The organism is Peribacillus sp. FSL H8-0477, assembly GCF_038002765.1.
Taxonomy (GTDB): domain Bacteria; phylum Bacillota; class Bacilli; order Bacillales; family DSM-1321; genus Peribacillus.
In genome coordinates, this window is the sequence record NZ_JBBODE010000002.1 from 304,247 (window position 1) to 323,289 (window position 19,043).

Sequence of the window (19,043 nt, forward strand, 5' to 3'; positions counted from 1 at the left end):
ATGAGGAGGCAATATTGTGTCAAATGCATATAAAGAAGCTGGCGTGGATATAGAAGCGGGCTATGAAGCCGTTTCACGAATGAAAAAACATGTCCAGAAGACGATGCGTACGGGTGTTATGAGTAGTCTAGGAGGCTTTGGCGGGATGTTTGATTTGTCAATGCTAGGGCTAAAGGAACCAGTGCTGGTTTCAGGAACGGATGGAGTCGGCACCAAACTGCTTCTAGCAATAATGATGGATAAACATGATACAATTGGGATTGATTGTGTAGCTATGTGTGTGAACGATATTATTGTCCAGGGAGCCGAGCCTCTTTACTTCCTCGATTATATTGCATGCGGGCAGGCTGACCCAGAACGAATTGAACAGATTGTCAAAGGGATAGCCGATGGCTGTGAACAGGCAGGCTGTGCTCTAATTGGCGGAGAAACAGCAGAAATGCCAGGAATGTACTCGACCGAAGAATATGATGTTGCTGGATTTGCTGTTGGAGCTGCAGAGAAAGCACAGTTAGTGACAGGAGAAAGTATTCAAGCGGGAGATGTTGTTATTGGCCTAGCGTCTAGCGGCATCCATAGCAATGGCTATTCATTGGTTCGTAAAGTTCTTTTACAGGATGCAGAAATGGACCTTAGCGAGATCGTCGAGGAACTTGGCTGTACGCTTGGCGAGGAACTTCTTAAACCAACGAAAATCTATGTAAAATCAATCCTAGCTGCCTTAAAACAATATGACCTAAAAGGTCTGGCCCACATTACCGGAGGAGGGTTTATTGAAAATATTCCTCGTATGCTGCCAGATCATCTAGGTGTTGAGATCATCCAAGATTCATGGAAGATACCAGAAATCTTTAACTTGCTGCAAGCAAAAGGCGCGCTTAAATCAGAAGACATGTTTAATGTGTTTAACATGGGTATTGGTATGACGATTGTAGTGAAGGAAACTGAAGCAAGTCAGCTATGTCAGTACTTTAATGAATTAGGTGAAGAAGCATCAATCATTGGAAGAGTGACAAACATTGCCGGTGTGTCTTTTCGGGAAACGGTGTAAGGAGGCAGTCATGAAAAAGATTGCAGTATTTGCTTCTGGGAACGGGAGCAATTTTCAGGCGCTGGTCGAAGCAGAGAAAATGGGTAAACTTGATGCGAAGATCAGTCTGCTTATTTGTGATCAACCAGAAGCGTACGTGTTGAAAAGGGCTTCGGCTGAACGTATTCCTTTCCTATGTGTTTCACCCAAATGTTATTCATCTAAAATATCCTATGAACAAGCCTTATTAGAACAGTTAAATAGAGAGAATATTGATTTTATCCTTCTTGCTGGGTATATGAGATTGATAGGCCCGACTTTATTACAAGCATATCCGCGAGGAATCATAAACATCCATCCATCACTTCTTCCGGCCTTTCCAGGGAAAGATGCAGTTGATCAGGCTGTTAAAGCTGGCGTTAAGGTAACGGGTCTGACAATCCATTATGTCGATGAGGGATTGGATACTGGTCCAATCATTGCACAACGAGCTGTTGAGATTGAAACTGGAGATACGAGGGAAAGTATACAGAAACGCATACAACTGGCAGAGCATCAAGTATATCCTGCCGTCGTACAGCAATTGCTGCACGACTGTATAAACTTACACTTGGAGGGTTCAAAATGAAACGTGCACTAATTAGTGTTTCAGATAAAACAGGAATTGTAGAATTTGCAAAAGGATTAATTGAAGCAGGATTTGAAGTTATTTCAACAGGGGGAACTAAAAAGACGTTGCTTGAACATGGTCTTGAAGTCATCGGCATCAGTGATGTTACCGGTTTTCCTGAAATTCTAGATGGTCGTGTCAAAACCCTGCATCCAAATGTACATGGCGGACTTTTAGCAAGACCAAACGATTCAGCTCATCTAGCTCAACTAGAAGAACATCAAATTCAGCCAATTGAGCTTGTTTGTGTTAATTTATATCCATTCCAACAAACGATTGCTAAACCTGACGTTACACCTGAGGACGCAATTGAGAATATTGACATTGGCGGGCCGACAATGCTGCGCTCAGCGGCAAAGAACCATGAGCATGTTACAGTCGTGGTTGATCCAGCTGATTATCCTTATGTTTTAGCAGAACTTAATGAAAATGGACAGGTGTCTCCAGCGAAGAAACGCCAATTTGCTGCGAAGGTTTTCCGTCATACGGCTGGCTATGATGCAGTCATTTCTGAGTATATGACCGAGCTTGCTGGTGAGGAAAACCCAGAAAGTTTAACGATGACGTTTGATTTAAAACAAACACTACGTTACGGAGAAAATCCGCATCAACAAGCCTCATTTTATAAAAAACCACTTGGTTCTGCTTTTTCAATTGCTTATGCCGAACAATTACATGGAAAAGAGCTTTCTTATAATAATATTAATGACGCTGACGCAGCCCTGCAAATTGTTAAAGAGTTCAATGAACCGGCTGCAGTTGCAGTTAAACATATGAATCCATGCGGTGTTGGAACTGGAGATACGATTGCTGCCGCCTTTAAAAAAGCCTTTGATGCAGATTCTACATCGATTTTTGGCGGCATTATTGCACTGAATAGAGAAGTGGATCTTGAGACAGCTAGTATGTTAAAGGACATTTTCCTTGAAATCATTATTGCACCAAGCTTTACACAAGAAGCATTTGAAATCCTAAGTGTTAAAAAGAACATCCGTCTGTTAACTGTCTCTTTTGACAGTGGAGTGAAAGACGAACGGAAATTCACCTCGATTCAGGGAGGACTTCTTGTCCAAGACCGTGATACATATGGGTTTGAAGAGGCAACAATCACTGTGCCTACCAAGCGTCAGCCTACCGAACAAGAATGGGAAGATTTAAAGCTTGGCTGGAAGGTTGTTAAGCATGTTAAGTCAAACGCAATTGTTGTTTGTGGAGAAGGTATGACATATGGTGTTGGCGCTGGACAGATGAATCGTGTGGGCGCAGCCACTATCGCTCTTACTCAAGCGGCAGAAAAAGCAAAGGGTGCGGCATTAGCATCAGATGCCTTTTTCCCTATGGACGATACGGTTGAAGCTGCAGCAAAAGCAGGAATCACTGCGATCATCCAACCAGGAGGTTCAGTGAAGGATGAGGATTCCATTAAAAAAGCAGATGAATACGGAATAACCATGGTGTTCACTGCCGTCCGACATTTCAAACATTAATTGAAAAAAATTGTTCGGATTTGTGCTAAAAAGGGTATAAGAGACTTACTGGCATGATTAACTGAAAACGGGGTGGTCCTATGAAAGTTTTAGTGATTGGACGCGGCGGGCGAGAACATGCCTTAGCGAGAAAGTTTCATGAAAGTAAGAGCGTGTCAAAGGTGTTCGTTGCCCCAGGAAATGCGGGGATGGAGGACGTAGCCGAGCTCACAGCGATTGATGAAAATAATCACGATGCGTTAATTAGGTTCGCCAAGGAAAACGATGTAGCGCTTACCGTAATTGGAGCTGAAACTCCATTGATTAATGGACTTGCTGATGAATTCACTAATGAAGGATTAACCGTTTTCGGACCGAGTGCACGTGCGGCTGAAATCGAAGGAAGTAAAACATTTGCCAAGGATTTAATGAAAAAGTACGATATTGCCACGGCAGCTTATGAGACATTTACGGATTTTGAAAAAGCGAAATCTTACGTGGAGGAAGTCGGAATACCAATTGTTATTAAAGCAGATGGATTGGCTGCGGGTAAAGGGGTAGTCGTTGCTAAAACAATGGAGGACGCCATTGAAGCTTTGCAGGACATGCTTTTGAATGCTAAGTTCGGAGATGCATCTCGAAAAGTGGTCATTGAAGAATTTCTTGATGGTGAGGAATTCAGTTTGATGTCGTTTGTGAATGGTGATCGAGTTTATCCACTGGCAATCGCTCAGGATCATAAGCGTGCCTATGATGGTGATAAAGGACCGAATACTGGAGGAATGGGAGCCTATTCTCCTGTCCCGCAAATTCCAGATGTTATCGTATCCAAGGCAATTGAACAGGTTGTTAAGCCTGTTGCAGAAGCACTTATTGAAGAAGGCAGATTCTTTACAGGCGTGTTATATGCTGGATTAATTGTAACCAAAAAAGGGACAAAGGTTATTGAGTTTAATGCGAGATTTGGAGATCCTGAGACGCAGGTAGTCTTACCGCGTCTTCAAAACGATTTAGCAGAAGCAATGCTTGCAGTGCTTAGACAAGAGGATTATAAACTTATCTGGGATCAACAACCCGTTTTAGGAGTAGTTGTGGCTGCTAAAGGATACCCAAGTGAATATGAAAAAGGCTGTAAAATTTTTGGTCTTCATGACATTAGTGAGGATGTTCATGTTTATCATGCTGGTACAAAGAAAGATGAAACTGGTGAATACGTGACTGACGGTGGTCGTGTGTTACTTGTTACTGGAAAAGGTGAAGATTTGTTATCGGCACAGACCAAAGTTTACCGAGAACTGGAGAAGTTGCATAATGACGGCCTATTCTGGCGTAAAGATATCGGCCATCATGCTATCCAATTCGACTTTTCTTGATAAATTCACCCCCCTTCCAATCGGATGGGGGGTGTTTACTTTATTAATAGCGATTAGGGAGGAATTCACTTTCTTCTGAATCCATCTTCTTTTCTAGGCCTTCTTCTACCATGTCAGTAACCGGACAATACCTAAGAATTCCTTCACCAATTTTCATTCCTGATAGCATGGCTACGATTAAGTATGAATTATTCCACGGTTTTTTCGCTAATTTAGCTCCAGCCCATGTTAAACAGGTGAATCCACATGTGATCCGAAGTAAGGCATTCATAATACTGATATTAGGTGTAAGTTTCATGTTGTTGTCTCCTTTGTTTAATATTATTTTTGTAAAACGTTAATGTGTTGCGTGGGAGAATATGGTATTATAAAGAAAATCAGAATAATCATACTATAATTCGATTATTAGTATTTTATTATCAATAAAAATGCTTGGAAAAATAGTATCAACTGGAGGATTCGTTATGTTAGAACAGCGATATAGATGGAAAAATAAAGATTTACGTGAGCATGTTGAAGTACTAGACGGAAGTAAAGCGCCAACGATTTTACTCCAGAACGCAGTCTACCTCAACCAATATTTAAGAAAATGGACAAAAGCAAACATCTGGATTTATGATGATCGAATTGTCTATGTTGGCGACAAGTATCCTGATGATGTAGAGGGGTGTGAAGTTATTGATTGTGAAGGACGCTTTTTAGTACCTGGCTATATTGAGCCCCATACTCATCCGTTTCAGTTATATAATCCCCTTACGTTTTCTCAATATACATCTAAATATGGAACGACAACTCTTATAAATGATAACCTGATGTTGTTTTTGCAATTGGATAAAAAGAAAGCGTTTTCTTTATTGAAAGAACTTCGGACGATTCCAGCCACCATGTATTGGTGGTGTCGTTTTGACGGACAAACAGAACTCTTGGATGAAGAATTGATTTTTACTCACGGAGAGGTAAAGGCGTGGCTAGAGCATGACGCAGTCTTGCAGGGAGGCGAACTAACAGGATGGCCGCGGCTTTTAGACGGCGATGATATGATGCTTCATTGGATTCAAGAAACAAAACGGATGAAAAAGAAGATTGAGGGTCATTTTCCGGGAGCTTCAGAAAAAACATTAGCAAAGATGATGTTGTTTGGTGCGGATTGTGATCATGAAGCTATGTCAGGCGAGGAAGTCATGAACCGTTTGATGCAGGGGTATACGGTTGCGCTGCGCCATTCGTCCATTCGTCCAGATTTACCTAGACTTTTAAAGGAAATTCAAGCACTTGGTGTTAATCAGTTTGATAAGTTTTTCTATACGACGGATGGTTCCCCTCCTTCCTTCCATGAAGAAGGGTTTACAGATCAATTAATTAAGATAGCCATTGATAGTGGTGTACCAGTCATTGATGCTTATAACATGGCGACTATTAACATTGCCCGGTATTATAATATGGAGTATTTGCACGGTAATATTGCTACGGGTAGAGTGGCAAATATTAATTTCTTATCAAATGAAAAAAATCCTACTCCTGTTTCTGTTTTAGCAAAGGGGCAATGGGTGAAACGGGAAGGTGAGTGTCTGCCCAGTAAAGCAACTATAAACTGGAAAGACTTTCAGTTAGAACCCTTACAGCTTGAATGGGACATTGATGCGGCAAGGGATTTTGAATTTTCAATGCCTTTTGGAATAGAAATGGTGAATGATGTTATTCTTAAGCCATATTCAGTTGTGACAGACATTTCTTTCGATGAGTTGTCATATAAGGACGATCAATGCTTTTTTGTCATGATTGACCGTAGTGGGAAATGGCGGATTAATACTATTATTAAAGGATTTGCAGATAAATTGAATGGATTTTGCAGCTCTTTTTCCAATACAGGGGATATTGTCATGATTGGTAAAAGTAAAAAGGATATGTTTCTGGCTTTTAACCGTATGAAGGAAATAGGCGGCGGTATTGTCCTTGCTGAAAATGGTAAAATTGTTTATGAAATGGAGTTAGGACTAAACGGATTAATGTCTACTAAGTCACTAGAGTCACTTATTATGGAAGAACTAGAATTAAAATCATTGTTAGAGCAAAAAGGATATCGGTTCAGTGATCCGATCTTTACGTTATTATTTTTCTCAGCTACTCACCTTCCCTATATTCGGGTGACTCAGCTTGGAATCTATGATGTAATGAATAAAACTGTACTCTTTCCCTCGATAATGCGTTAAAATGTAAAAGAGAGGGAATTTTCAACAGCAGGGAGTGTGAATGATGAAGGTAAAGACGTTCTTTATTTTATTAGCCTCTTTATTATTAATTACTGGCTGCACCCAAAAAGAAGAAGATTCCAAACAGCCTTCCGAAAAACCAAAAACTACGACTAATAGTGAACAAAAATACCCGTTAACAGGGATTAGCACCAATGAGGATATCGATAGAAGAGCCATCGCAGTCACGATTAACAATCATCCGAAAGCAAGACCTCAAACGGGACTAGCTGATGCGGATATCGTTTACGAACTATTGGCTGAAGCCAACATTACTCGTTTTTTAGCAGTGTATCAAAGTACTTGGCCTGAAGAAGTCGGTCCGATTCGCAGTGCAAGGGACTATTATATTGAACTCGCTAAAGGATTGGATTGTATTTATGTTTGCCATGGCAATAGTCCTGATGCAAAGACGATGCTTGCTAATAATTATATTGAAGCACTGAATGGCTTGAAGTATGATGGAACATTATTTACTCGTTCGCAGGATCGGAAAGCACCCCATAATTCGTACATCACTTTTGCGAATATCGAAAAAGGGGCTGAACAAAATTCATTTGACCTGACTGGAGCACCCGAACCATTTTCTTTCTTAAGTGAAGAAAAGGCCGAGAGACTAGCTGGTGACGAGGTTTTATCTGTACGCGTTTCTTACGGTAACAGCTCTGATAATACTAGTTACGAGTATGATGAGGAAGCAGAAAAGTATAAACGTTTTTCTGCTGGTGAGCAGACCGTTGAGGCAAAGGTTCAAACTCCAATCCTTCTAGATAATCTTCTCATTATTGAGGCGCCACATAAGGTAATTGACAATGAAGGACGCCGCAATATTGATCTTACTGCCGGCGGCAATGGGTATCTGCTTCAAAAAGGCAAAGTAAATAAAATTCAATGGGTAAATAAAAATGGAAGAATAGTTCCGATGATTGATGGGACAGAAGCAGGACTTATCACCGGAAAGACATGGGTTAACGTCGTTCCTGCTGACCCTGGTCTCGAAGCAACCGTTACGTTGAATGCCAAAGAGTAATTAAAAAAGGAGTTAAATTATGCAAATTGATAAATTAAAAGGAAAAGACTTAGACCAATTATTCACGGCCATTCTATCCCTAAACGATATGGAAGAATGTTATCGCTTTTTTGACGATTTATGCACAGTAAATGAAATACAATCTCTGGCTCAGCGACTTGAAGTAGCAAGAATGCTCAAAGAGGGCAAAACCTATCATAAGATAGAAACAGAAACAGGTGCAAGCACCGCAACGATTTCACGCGTAAAACGCTGCCTAAACTATGGAAACGATGCCTACTCCATGGCCCTTGATCGAATTAAAGAAGAAGTAAAAGAATAAACCACGACCAAAGGCGGGAAGCTCAAATCCTGCCTTTTTATTTTTGAGTATGGAAGATAATCCCCGAAAAGCGACACACTTACAAACAAACCAAACATCTAGATACCCCGCCAGGTATTAATCACTCGAAAATGGTGTCGAGACGGGAATAAGCCGCCTTCAGACGGGATTAATGCATATCCAGACGGGAATAACCTTAGTCGGGACGGGAATAACACCTGCCCAGACGGGAATAACTGCTGAGAAGGTAAGAAAATAGAGGAAATACCCCCCCTAAAACTAAGAGTAAGCGTGTCTTGTTAAAAAGGGGTAATAGGAAAAGATTTTACCATCTCAGAGGACTCCCAAAAGAATTGCTCCACCCCAAGCAAAGTGACACATTTTCAAATAAACCAAACATCCCGATACCCCACCAGGTATTAATCACTCGAAAATGGAGTCGAGACGGGAATAAGCTGCCTTCAGACGGGATTAATGCATATCCAGACGGGAATAACTGCTGAGAAGGTAAGAAAATAGAGAAAATACCCCCCTAAAACTAAGAGTAAGCGTGTCTTGTCAAAAAGGGGTAAAAGGAAGAAATCTTACCATCTTAGAGGACTCCCAAAGAAGTCCTTCACTCCAAACAAAGCGACACATTTTCAAATAAACCAAAAGAGTCAGCGTGTCTTAACAAGGTTCCTCTCCCTATTTCCTTCGGGGTCTAAACGGGGTACTTACGTTTTTCGTTTGTCTAACTCCAGCACCCCAGACCGCTGTGGAAAAGAGGAGAGTCCCCAAAAGGCAAAGGACGCCTTTAGGTTCCACTCCCTATTTCCTTCGCGGTCTAAACGGGGTACTTACGTTTTTCGTGTTATATCTTTTTTTATGAAATTTCTTAATGCTATAATGGTGTAATGGGAAATAGATAGGAGGATGTATGATGTATGATTTTCGCGAGTGGAAGCATGCTTTCAAACTCGATCCAAATAAAGAGATTACGGATGAGTCGTTAGAGAAAATCTGCGAATCCGGTACCGATGCTATTCTTGTTGGGGGCAGTGATGGAGTTACGTTGGAAAATGTTCTTGATTTGATGGCGAGGGTCCGCCGTTATACGGTTCCTTGTGTGTTAGAGGTTTCATCACTTGAGATTGTTACGCCTGGTTTTGATTTGTATTTTATTCCAAGCGTTTTAAATAGCACTAATCCTAACTGGATGATGAAGTTTCATCAACAGGCTGTGAAGGAATATGGTGAATTGGTAGATTGGGATGAGATGTTCGTGGAGGGGTATTGCATCATGAATAAGGATTGTAAGGCTGCAATATTGACGTCCGCGGATACGAATCTAGATGCTGAGGATGTTGGTGCCTATGCCATGATGGCCGAAAAAATGTTTCATCTGCCAATATTCTATTTAGAGTATAGCGGCACCTATGGAGATGTAGATACAGTGAAGACAGCTAGTCAGAACTTGGAGGAAACTGTCCTTTTTTATGGAGGCGGTATTAATTCACCTGAGAAGGCGGCTGAAATGGCGGCTTTTGCTGATGTAGTAGTCGTTGGAAATATTATATATGAAGATCTTGCCATCGCACTTACAACGGTTCGTGCAGTAAAATAGATGTTCCTGCGTGTTGGCAAAAATCAGCAGAACAGGGTATAGTATAACGAAGAACAAATGTTCGATTGAGGTGGGATATAGAATGCAATATTTAGCAGAGAAATTACTTAGAGGATTAAATGATCAGCAGCAAGCAGCAGTAAAAGCTACTGATGGCCCGCTATTAATTATGGCTGGTGCAGGATCCGGAAAGACACGGGTTCTTACCCATCGTATTGCTTTTCTAATGGTTGAAAAAGAAGTGGCTCCGTGGAATATCTTGGCCATTACCTTTACAAATAAAGCGGCAAGAGAAATGAGAGAGAGAGTTCGTGCTATTCTAGGCGGGGCTTCTGATGATATTTGGATTTCAACGTTCCACTCCATGTGCGTCCGTATCTTAAGACGTGATATTGATCGGATTGGGTACAATCGTAATTTCTCGATTTTGGATACATCTGATCAGCAGTCGGTGATTAAACAAATTCTAAAAGATAAAAATTTGGATACAAAAAAATATGATTATCGAGCGTTACTTGGTACGATCAGTTCGGCGAAAAATGAATTGGTTACGCCTGAGGAGTATGCAAAAACGGCTTCTGATTTTTTCACAAAGGTTGCTGCCGATGTCTATACTGAATACCAAAAGAGGCTTCGGAAAAATCAAGCGCTGGACTTTGATGATTTAATTATGAAGACAATCCAGCTCTTTCAGCGTGTACCGGAAGTCCTTGAATTTTATCAACGTAAGTTTCAATATATCCATGTTGACGAATATCAGGATACGAACAGAGCTCAGTATATGCTTGTAAAATTAATGGCATCTAGATTCCGTAATCTATGTGTAGTGGGTGACTCTGATCAGTCGATTTATCGTTGGCGGGGAGCAGACATTGCGAATATTTTGTCCTTTGAAAAAGATTATCCGAATGCAACGATGATTTTCTTAGAACAAAACTATCGATCCACAAAACGGATTCTTGATGCTGCAAATAACGTCATCGGTAAGAATCAGAATCGTAAGCCGAAGAACCTTTGGACCGAAAATATGGAAGGCAGTAAGCTGTCTTATTTCCGTGCAGATAGTGAACAGGGTGAAGCTCAATTCGTAGCTGGAAAGATTAACGAACTTGTACGTGACGGCGAACATAAATATGCGGATATCGCCATTCTTTACCGAACGAATGCCCAATCACGGGTTATGGAGGAAGTTCTGCTCAAATCGAATATTCAATACAGCATCGTGGGCGGAATTAAGTTCTATGATCGTAAAGAAATTAAGGATATCTTGGCCTATTTAAGGCTGATTGCCAATCCTGATGATGATATCAGTCTGCGTCGTGTCATTAATGTTCCTAAGCGTGGAATTGGCTCAACTTCATTAGATAAAGTGGCGGATTATGCGGCCATGAGTGACTTGTCCATGTATCAAGCTTTGCAGGATATTGAGATGATTGGCTTGAGCGGCAAGGCGGCTAAGGAAGCTAGAGGATTCCGAGACCTCATTCATAACTATACGAATATGCTGGAATACTTATCAGTAACTGAGCTTGTTGAAGAGGTTATTGAGAAAACGGGTTATCGTGATATGTTGAAAATCGAAAAAACAATTGAATCTCAGACAAGACTAGAAAATATTGATGAGTTTTTATCAGTAACTAAATCATTTGAAGCACAAAATGATGATAAAACGCTTGTTGGGTTTTTAACCGATCTTGCCTTAGTGGCAGATATTGATCAACTTGACGATACAGAAGAAGCTCAGGATTCAGTTACCTTAATGACGCTTCACTCAGCAAAGGGGCTTGAATACCCGGTAGTCTTTTTACTAGGACTAGAAGAGGGCGTATTCCCTCACAGCCGTTCGCTGATGGATGACGATGAGATGGAAGAAGAAAGACGGCTGGCCTATGTAGGGATTACCCGTGCCGAAAAAGAGCTGTTTATTTCGAATGCGCAAATGCGGACGTTATACGGCCGGACAAATATGAATCCAGTTTCTAGATTTATTAAAGAAATTCCTGAAGAACTTCTGGAAGACTTACAGCCGCCTAAACCGAAAAAAGTAGAGAAAAGTTTTGGGACAGGTTTGTCAACAAGACCTATTCAATCGGGCGGGTCAAGAAGGACACCATCCTTTGGGAAAGCAGTGACTGCTCCTTCCTCAACAGGGGGCGACGAAATCGGCTGGAAAGTCGGAGATAAAGCTGCACATAAAAAATGGGGTACGGGAACTGTCGTCAGCGTGAAAGGTGAAGGCGAAGGCAAAGAGCTGGATATTGCATTCCCAAGCCCGACAGGCATAAAACGGTTACTTGCTAAGTTTGCTCCAATCGATAAAGCCTAATAATAATAAATCAGAAAGGGATGAATAAATGGATCTGAAAGAGGCTGAAAAGCTGGTTGCTGATTTACAAAATCTCTTAAACCAATACAGTTATGAGTATTATGTGCAAGATAAGCCCTCGGTACCGGATGCTGAATACGATCGGCTGCTGAGAGAACTGATTGAGTATGAGGAAGCTTTTCCTGAATTAAAAACCCCAGATTCACCTACACAGCGTGTGGGCGGTACAATTCTTGACATGTTTGAAAAAGTGGAACATCGTTCACCGATGCTTAGTCTTGGCAATGCATTTAATGAGGATGACCTGCGCGATTTTGATCGGAAGGTTCGCCAAGCAGTTGGGGACAAGTATTCATATGTATGTGAACTGAAAATTGATGGGCTTGCTGTCACTCTGCAGTATGAAGCAGGCTATTTCACCAGAGGAGCAACTCGAGGTGACGGCAGTGTTGGTGAGGATATCACCGAGAATCTTCGTACGATAAAATCGATTCCATTAAAGCTCAAAGAACCGGTTTCTATTGAGGTTCGTGGTGAAGCCTTTATGCCGAAGCGTTCATTTGAAGCACTAAACAAAGCCAAAGATGATCAAGGAGAAGAACCGTTTGCTAATCCGCGTAATGCGGCAGCTGGTTCGCTTCGACAGCTCGATTCAAAACTTGCAGCGAAGCGGAATCTTGATGTTTTCCTGTATGCAATTGCTGATTTGGGCGAAACAGGCGTGGAATCACATAGTGAAGGTCTGGATTTACTAGATCGCTTAGGTTTTAAAACCAATCAAGAACGAAAAAAATGTTCAACCATAGAAGAAGTTCTAACTTATATTGAGGGATGGGTTGAAAGACGTCCTAATCTTGCCTATGATATTGATGGAATTGTTATTAAGGTTGATTCACTACAGCAACAGGAAGAGATGGGGAGAACTGCAAAAAGCCCAAGATGGTCTATTGCTTATAAATTTCCGGCTGAAGAAGTGATTACCACTCTTCGCAGTATTGAATTGAATGTAGGGAGGACAGGTGTTATCACCCCGACTGCTATCTTGGATCCTGTCCGAGTAGCTGGTTCAACTGTTCAGCGGGCAACCCTTCATAATGAAGACTTGATTCGTGAAAAAGATATCAAAATTGGTGATCAGGTCGTTATTAAAAAAGCGGGCGATATTATTCCGGAGGTAGTCAATGTTTTAGCTGACCGTCGTACAGGCGAGGAGATTGACTTCGCCATGCCGACAGAATGTCCAGAATGTAATAGTGAGCTTGTGCGGCTTGAAGGGGAAGTGGCTTTGCGCTGTCTTAATCCTCAGTGTCCCGCACAAATACGTGAAGGATTAATCCATTTTGTCTCTCGTAACGCCATGAATATTGATGGTTTAGGTGAGAAAGTAATCAGTCAATTATTCAGTGAGCACTTAATTCATGACGTTGCCGATCTCTATAAGGTGACGTATGAGCAGCTGATTGGAATGGAACGGATGGGCGAAAAGTCAGCTACGAACTTGCTGAAAGCGATTGAGTCTTCTAAGTCAAATTCACTGGAGCGGTTATTGTTTGGTCTAGGTATTCGACATGTAGGTTCAAAAGCAGCGAAAACGTTAGCACAGTATTTTGAAACAATGGAAGTCTTAAGTCAAGCACAATTAGAAGACTTAACGGCTATTAATGAAATCGGTGAAAAAATGGCGAATGCGGTTGTTGCCTACTTTGAAAATGAGGAAGTACAACTCCTCTTGTCTGAACTAAAAAAAGCTGGAGTCAATTTTTCATACACAGGGCCAAAGCTTGCAGCCATTGAAACCATTGATTCGGTGTTTGCCGGCAAGACGGTAGTATTGACCGGGAAACTCCATCAAATGGGGCGCGAAGAAGCAAAAGAAAAGCTCGAAGCACTTGGGGCTAAAGTGGCTGGCAGTGTTAGTAAGAAAACGGATTTATTAATTGCAGGTGAAGATGCAGGTTCAAAGCTTACGAAAGCGGAAAGCTTGGGAATTGACGTGTGGGATGAAGATAGACTTATTACAGAATTAAAGAGTTAAGAGGGTGTAGGCATGAAAAAAAGCTTTTTTGTGGGGTTAGGTGTTGCACTACTTCTTGCAGGATGTGCACCTCAATTCGATGATGGGGAAGAAGAAATTGTTCAAGATAAAGCTGAAAAAACAGAAAAAGCGATTATTCCTAAGTATCAAATATCCGACGATTATTATAAGATGCTTTTACCTTTTGAAGCTTCACAGGCTCGCGGTTTAGTTGTATCAAATCTAAATACGCGTTATGACATTGAAGAGTTTGAAACAGGATTAATGCGTATTTCGCAAAAGGACTTTAATCAAGATAAGTACTATTTTAAAGAGGGCCAAGTATTAGACAGCAGTACCATCAGTAAGTGGCTAGAACGTAAATATACAAACGAGCAATTAACAGAAAAGAAATTGAAGTCAAGCGACAATCTTGGATTGAACCCGATTGATACAGAAAAGGGTGATATCAAGACTCGTAATGAAAAAAACCCAATCTATCTGGCACATATTCTAGAACATGATTATCTAATTAAGAATAAAGATAATCAAGTTAGTCTTGGTGGAGTTGTAATCGGCCTTGCGCTTAACTCCGTTCATTATTATCAAAAAGAAGAATATGGAGCAACCTACGATACGTCTATTTCAGACCAGAAGATAGAATCAGAGGGGAAAAAGATTGCTGCAGAAGTTCTTAAAAGACTTCGGAAGACAGATGAATTGAAAGACGTGCCGATTACCATTGCACTATTTAAGCAGGTAGAAAAATCATCAGTTATTCCGGGCAGCTTTATGAGCTTTACCCATGTAAGTAAAGACGGAAACAGCATCGGTAAATGGGAGAATGTTGATGAGAAATATTATGTACTTCCTTCAACAGATGCTGAGAAAGAACACCGTGATGATGTTACGATGTTTAAGAAATTTAAGCAAGATGTCGAGGAATATTTCCCGAACTTTAATGGAGTTGTCGGACGTGCCTTTTATGTGGACGATCAGCTGCAAGATCTCAATATAGAAATACCCATTCAATTTTACGGTAACTCTGAGGCAATTGGATTTACTCAATACTTAACGGGCCTTGTGATGGAACATTTCCCTGATTACGTTTCCGTACAGGTATCTGTTACATCCGTGAATGGACCAGAAGCGTTGGTGGTAAAAAAAGCTGGCGAAGATGAACCGTTTGTCCACATTTATAAATAATGAACTATGCCCAGCTTATGCAGCTGGGCTTTCTTTATTATATGGAGCAAGCATGTGGCGCGGTACTGTTGTGGGGGATACCCAAATTAAAAAGGCTGCGAGGGTTCTCGGCAGCCTAACTTTACGCTTCTAGCATAGGGATTCTATCTTTGTATTGATCAATCAGCTTTCTGTTATGTTCCTCAGCACCATCTACATTCCCGCTTTTGAAAATGGGAGGGGTAAAGTGGTTATTCACCATGATTTCTATGGCTTTGACCATAATCCCATTAAGAAGAGCCATTCCAATAATGGTTGAACCACTGCCAAATTGAATGTTCAGGGCTTCTATTTTCATAAGTGCATCGCCTGTTTCAATATGATTATCAATCGATAGATCAGCAGTTTGATATAAGAAAAGACCGGATGGATGCCTTGAAGATTGGGTTTTAGCATAGCTAGGCGAAGTGATTACGATGACATAAGCGCCTTTTTTCTTAGCCATTTGTGCGACTTCAATTGGAACAGGGTTTCTGCCCGAAGTGGATACAACAATCATCACATCTTCGGGCAGAATAGTATGGGTTTCCATGAATTGTTCAGCAATCCCATGTGTTCGCTCTAGTTCCGAGGAGCGTACAGCTCCTTTGTGGAGCATAAAATCTTCTTCTAGAATAGGACTGATAGGGGCTAGTCCGCCTGCACGATAAAAAAGCTCTTCGCCAAACATATGAGAATGACCGCATCCAAACAAATGAATAATTCCATGCTGCTGAATACTTTCTGCTATTTTTTCTGCGGCTTTAGATAGATTGTCTTTTTCATCATGTTCACATACTGCCAATAACGACGTGATACTTTGGAAATATTGACTGATTATCGTAATCTTCCACCCTTCCATTTCAACGTTTCATGTGGATCTTAAACGTATATCGATCAGCACGGTAAGCAGATATAACAAATTCAAATGGCGTTCCATCTTCTAAGAAGGTATTTCTCAAGATGGACATGATGGGAGCACCTGTTTTAATGTTTAAGTATTTTGCCTCTATTGGGCTGGCAAGGGTTGATTCAATAATCTGTGTGGCCTCTTCGATATGATAACCAAGTTTTTCTTCAATATATCCGTATAAGGATTGATTAACAATGGTCTCCGTTAGACCGCTGATCAAATTGGCTGAAATGTAATTCGTTTCTAAGGCCATCGGGACATTATCTGCCAGACGAATTCGTTTAATTTCATAAACGGGTTCATCCTCTTGAATGCTGAGGTGTTGAGAAATCTGACTAGTAGCAGGTATGATTTGAAAGTGAATAAATTCATTACCAGGCTCTAGCCCGCGAGCTTTCATATCTTCCGTAAAGCTGGTTAAACCTTGCAAGGGCTGTTCAAGTTTTCGTTCAGCAACAAAGGTCCCTTTTCCTTGTCGGCGAGATAAATAACCGGCATTCACAAGTTGTGTGAATGCCTGTCTAACCGTCATTCTGCTGATTTGATATTGTTCTGCGTATTCGCGTTCAGCAGGAAGCGAATCACCTGGAGATAAGTCACCTTTTTCAATCAACTGCTTAATATGTTCGGCGAGCTGATAATAAATGGGGATAGGTGAATTCTTATTGATCATGCTTCTCGATACCGGTCCTTCCTGAACGTGCAGCTTCATCAGCGATGATGACCACATTAGGGTGGTTAAGCAGCGCAGACGCAGGAAAATCCTCCGAAATCTTTCCCTCTAAAAGTTGAGACAACGCTTGTCGTTTGTTTTCACCTGATACAAGCAGCAAAATCTCTTTACTCTTCATAATGGTGTTGATGCCCATTGTATTTGCTTTTGTCGGTACTTCTTCTGGAGACTCAAAGTAACGGGCATTGGCTTCAATGGTTGATGGAGCCAATTCAATAATATGAGAATTTGAAGAGAAGGGCGTACCAGGCTCGTTAAAACCAATATGACCATTTTGGCCGATTCCAAGTACTTGGAGATCAATTCCGCCCGCTTCCTTAATTAACTCTTCATATGCCGCAGGTTCGTCCTTTATTGACTCGATTTTTCCATTTGGGACATGTGTATTAGCAGGGTTGATATCAATATGATTAAAGAAGTGTTCGTTCATATAAGAATGGTAACTCTGTGGATTCTCTTTGGCTAGACCGACGTATTCATCTAAATTAAATGTTGTAACATCCTTATAGGAAGTTTTATTTTTTTTGTGGTCTTCTACAAGATATTTATAGGTGCCGACGGGCGTACCTCCAGTTGCGAGACCTAGAATTAGGTTTGGAGACTGCCGAACCTTACTAATGATATAATCCGCAGCTGCTTTACTCATTTCTTGATAATTTGTTACTTCGATGATTTTCATCTTTATTGTCCCCCTTTAGTGAATGCAAGTTCTCCCCGGCAAAATGTCATATATACATCAAGATTATCATCAAGGATAACGATATCCGCATCCTTTCCAATTGCCAGACTTCCTTTTCGATCAAAAATATTTAATTGTTTTGCAGGATTAACCGACGCCATTTCAATGGCATCTGCAAGGGTACATCCTGTATAGGTAATAATATTTTGCAGTGCAGTTCCTAGTTTTAAAATACTGCCTGCAAGGGTTCCATCAGCCAGAACGGCTTTTCCATCTTTAACAATGACATCTTGTCCGCCCAAATCATATTCACCATTTTTCAAACACTTTGCGCGCATGGAATCGGTGATCAATAAAAGCCCGTCTTTTCTTTTAATTTTATAAGCGAGATCTACCATTTCTGGACGAACATGGACTCCATCTACAATGATTTCTGCTTTTAGTTCATCACGTAAAAACACACTGCCAACAACCCCTGGTTCACGGTGATGGAGGCCGCTCATCTGGTTGTATAGATGTGTAACATGATTAGCCCCAGACTCTATGGCTTTATTCACTTCTTCGAAGGTAGCGTCAGAATGTCCAATAGAAGCTACGATTCCGTGAGTGGAAAGGTAGTTCACCATTTCTAATCCACCTGGTCGTTCTGGTGCTAAAGTGACCAGCTTAATCATGTTGTTAGTCAAGAGTTCCCATTTTTTTAATAATGGTAAGTCTGGATCAATGATGTGCTTGAGCGGCTGCGCTCCAGCTTTATCAGGATTTACAAAGGGTCCTTCCAAATGCACTCCCACAATTTCTGCTTTTCCAGTCTCCTGTTTTCCCTGAAGATACTCTCCGACATTCGCTAGTGCCTTTTCAATTTCTTTGGTATCCTGTGTCATCGTTGTCGCTAAGAAGCTTGTAGTTCCTTCTTTTGGAAGGGTGGAAGACATGGTATCTAAGGCCTCTTTTGTAGCATCCATTACATCCGCGCCATTCACGCCATGAATATGAACATCAATAAATCCAGGAACCGCCTTGTAGGTTGAAGGAACGTTGATAATAGTAAACTCTTCTTCATTTTCTAAATTAGTTAGTAAATCAACTTCTGCTATTTTTTCATCTATTATTTTTATGTAGCCGTTCTGTATGAGCTGGCCCTCACTGTATATATCGATTCCTTTAAGTAATACTTGTTTACTCATTAATAAAACTTCCTTTCATGTTTCCCCCATACTTTAACATCTTAGTAATATAGTTGTCTATACCAATTCAGGTATCTGTTGTGATTAGTATTAATTTCCTCTCTATATGGAGAAAATTAATTTAATATCGGGTAGTATAATGACAAGGACAGCTGGTCTAGACATAGGGATGAGAATAATGATATGATGCCCATTATTATGCGCTATCAAACCACAAGAAC

General features: G+C 40.9%; 16 protein-coding genes. 11 read left to right on the forward strand and 5 right to left on the reverse strand.

From position 1 onward, the window contains the following. Nucleotides 1-16 precede the first annotated feature (16 nt). From purM to purD, 4 genes are all read left to right on the forward strand, one after another. Nucleotides 17-1,051, forward strand: coding sequence for a phosphoribosylformylglycinamidine cyclo-ligase (gene purM, locus MHI18_RS13285; protein WP_340847996.1), 1,035 nt, complete (start codon nt 17-19; stop codon nt 1,049-1,051). A gap of 10 nt (nt 1,052-1,061) precedes the next feature. After that, nucleotides 1,062-1,658 carry a phosphoribosylglycinamide formyltransferase gene (purN, locus tag MHI18_RS13290; RefSeq protein WP_340847998.1) on the forward strand — a complete coding sequence of 199 codons (597 nt, stop codon included), beginning with the start codon at nt 1,062-1,064 and terminating at the stop codon, nt 1,656-1,658. Next, entirely contained in the window at nt 1,655-3,187 is a 1,533-nt protein-coding gene (purH, locus tag MHI18_RS13295) for a bifunctional phosphoribosylaminoimidazolecarboxamide formyltransferase/IMP cyclohydrolase (protein ID WP_340848000.1), read from the forward strand. Before purN ends, purH begins: the two co-directional genes overlap by 4 nt. A gap of 80 nt (nt 3,188-3,267) precedes the next feature. Next, nucleotides 3,268-4,539: a phosphoribosylamine--glycine ligase gene (gene purD, locus MHI18_RS13300; protein ID WP_340848002.1), complete on the forward strand. Its 1,272-nt coding sequence runs from the start codon at nt 3,268-3,270 to the stop codon at nt 4,537-4,539. A gap of 43 nt (nt 4,540-4,582) precedes the next feature. Here the strand turns inward: purD and MHI18_RS13305 are convergent, their stop codons facing one another. Then, complete coding sequence (locus MHI18_RS13305) at nt 4,583-4,837, reverse strand: YgaP family membrane protein (RefSeq protein WP_340848004.1); 255 nt, start codon at nt 4,835-4,837, stop codon at nt 4,583-4,585. Between the two features lie 166 nt (nt 4,838-5,003). Between MHI18_RS13305 and MHI18_RS13310 the strand changes: the two genes are divergently transcribed. The 7 genes from MHI18_RS13310 to MHI18_RS13340 all read left to right on the forward strand — a co-directional run bounded on the left by MHI18_RS13310 (nt 5,004) and on the right by MHI18_RS13340 (nt 15,292). Beyond that, nucleotides 5,004-6,749 carry an adenine deaminase C-terminal domain-containing protein gene (locus MHI18_RS13310; RefSeq protein WP_340848008.1) on the forward strand — a complete coding sequence of 582 codons (1,746 nt, stop codon included), beginning with the start codon at nt 5,004-5,006 and terminating at the stop codon, nt 6,747-6,749. Between the two features lie 40 nt (nt 6,750-6,789). After that, nucleotides 6,790-7,818 (forward strand): DUF3048 domain-containing protein, encoded by a 1,029-nt coding sequence (locus tag MHI18_RS13315; protein ID WP_340848009.1) that lies wholly within the window; start codon nt 6,790-6,792, stop codon nt 7,816-7,818. Between the two features lie 19 nt (nt 7,819-7,837). Continuing rightward, entirely contained in the window at nt 7,838-8,140 is a 303-nt protein-coding gene (locus MHI18_RS13320) for a YerC/YecD family TrpR-related protein (RefSeq protein ID WP_040375236.1), read from the forward strand. A 922-nt stretch (nt 8,141-9,062) separates the two neighbouring features. Next, nucleotides 9,063-9,746: a heptaprenylglyceryl phosphate synthase gene (locus MHI18_RS13325; RefSeq protein WP_340848011.1), complete on the forward strand. Its 684-nt coding sequence runs from the start codon at nt 9,063-9,065 to the stop codon at nt 9,744-9,746. Nucleotides 9,747-9,828: 82 nt separating this feature from the next. After that, on the forward strand, nt 9,829-12,072 hold the full coding sequence (gene pcrA / locus MHI18_RS13330; protein WP_340848012.1) for a DNA helicase PcrA: 2,244 nt from the start codon (nt 9,829-9,831) through the stop codon (nt 12,070-12,072). A 28-nt stretch (nt 12,073-12,100) separates the two neighbouring features. Next, nucleotides 12,101-14,107, forward strand: coding sequence for an NAD-dependent DNA ligase LigA (ligA, locus tag MHI18_RS13335; RefSeq protein ID WP_340848014.1), 2,007 nt, complete (start codon nt 12,101-12,103; stop codon nt 14,105-14,107). A gap of 12 nt (nt 14,108-14,119) precedes the next feature. Continuing rightward, nucleotides 14,120-15,292: a CamS family sex pheromone protein gene (locus MHI18_RS13340; RefSeq protein WP_340848017.1), complete on the forward strand. Its 1,173-nt coding sequence runs from the start codon at nt 14,120-14,122 to the stop codon at nt 15,290-15,292. Between the two features lie 121 nt (nt 15,293-15,413). Here MHI18_RS13340 and MHI18_RS13345 read toward each other — a convergent pair whose 3' ends face one another. From MHI18_RS13345 to nagA, 4 genes are read right to left on the reverse strand one after another with little or no spacing between them, the layout of a single operon-like run. Then, a complete protein-coding gene (locus MHI18_RS13345) occupies nt 15,414-16,151 on the reverse strand; it encodes an SIS domain-containing protein (RefSeq protein ID WP_340850290.1) in 738 nt (245 codons plus the stop codon). 22 nt (nt 16,152-16,173) lie between these two features. Further along, entirely contained in the window at nt 16,174-16,896 is a 723-nt protein-coding gene (locus MHI18_RS13350; protein ID WP_340848020.1) for a GntR family transcriptional regulator, read from the reverse strand. After that, nucleotides 16,886-17,635, reverse strand: coding sequence for a glucosamine-6-phosphate deaminase (gene nagB, locus MHI18_RS13355; protein WP_340848022.1), 750 nt, complete (start codon nt 17,633-17,635; stop codon nt 16,886-16,888). The genes MHI18_RS13350 and nagB overlap by 11 nt, the downstream gene beginning before the upstream one ends. Nucleotides 17,636-17,637: 2 nt before the next feature. Continuing rightward, nucleotides 17,638-18,822: an N-acetylglucosamine-6-phosphate deacetylase gene (gene nagA / locus MHI18_RS13360; protein ID WP_340848023.1), complete on the reverse strand. Its 1,185-nt coding sequence runs from the start codon at nt 18,820-18,822 to the stop codon at nt 17,638-17,640. Nucleotides 18,823-19,043: the final 221 nt, after the last annotated feature.

Coding starts and splice junctions, on each gene's coding strand:
- purN (WP_340847998.1), top strand. CDS start 1,062: ATGAAAAAGATTGCAGTATTTGCTTCTGGGAACGGGAGCAATTTTCAG.
- purH (WP_340848000.1), top strand. CDS start 1,655: ATGAAACGTGCACTAATTAGTGTTTCAGATAAAACAGGAATTGTAGAA.
- purD (WP_340848002.1), top strand. CDS start 3,268: ATGAAAGTTTTAGTGATTGGACGCGGCGGGCGAGAACATGCCTTAGCG.
- MHI18_RS13305 (WP_340848004.1), bottom strand. CDS start 4,837: ATGAAACTTACACCTAATATCAGTATTATGAATGCCTTACTTCGGATC.
- MHI18_RS13310 (WP_340848008.1), top strand. CDS start 5,004: ATGTTAGAACAGCGATATAGATGGAAAAATAAAGATTTACGTGAGCAT.
- MHI18_RS13315 (WP_340848009.1), top strand. CDS start 6,790: ATGATGAAGGTAAAGACGTTCTTTATTTTATTAGCCTCTTTATTATTA.
- MHI18_RS13320 (WP_040375236.1), top strand. CDS start 7,838: ATGCAAATTGATAAATTAAAAGGAAAAGACTTAGACCAATTATTCACG.
- MHI18_RS13325 (WP_340848011.1), top strand. CDS start 9,063: ATGTATGATTTTCGCGAGTGGAAGCATGCTTTCAAACTCGATCCAAAT.
- pcrA (WP_340848012.1), top strand. CDS start 9,829: ATGCAATATTTAGCAGAGAAATTACTTAGAGGATTAAATGATCAGCAG.
- ligA (WP_340848014.1), top strand. CDS start 12,101: ATGGATCTGAAAGAGGCTGAAAAGCTGGTTGCTGATTTACAAAATCTC.
- MHI18_RS13340 (WP_340848017.1), top strand. CDS start 14,120: ATGAAAAAAAGCTTTTTTGTGGGGTTAGGTGTTGCACTACTTCTTGCA.
- MHI18_RS13350 (WP_340848020.1), bottom strand. CDS start 16,896: ATGATCAATAAGAATTCACCTATCCCCATTTATTATCAGCTCGCCGAA.
- nagB (WP_340848022.1), bottom strand. CDS start 17,635: ATGAAAATCATCGAAGTAACAAATTATCAAGAAATGAGTAAAGCAGCT.
- nagA (WP_340848023.1), bottom strand. CDS start 18,822: ATGAGTAAACAAGTATTACTTAAAGGAATCGATATATACAGTGAGGGC.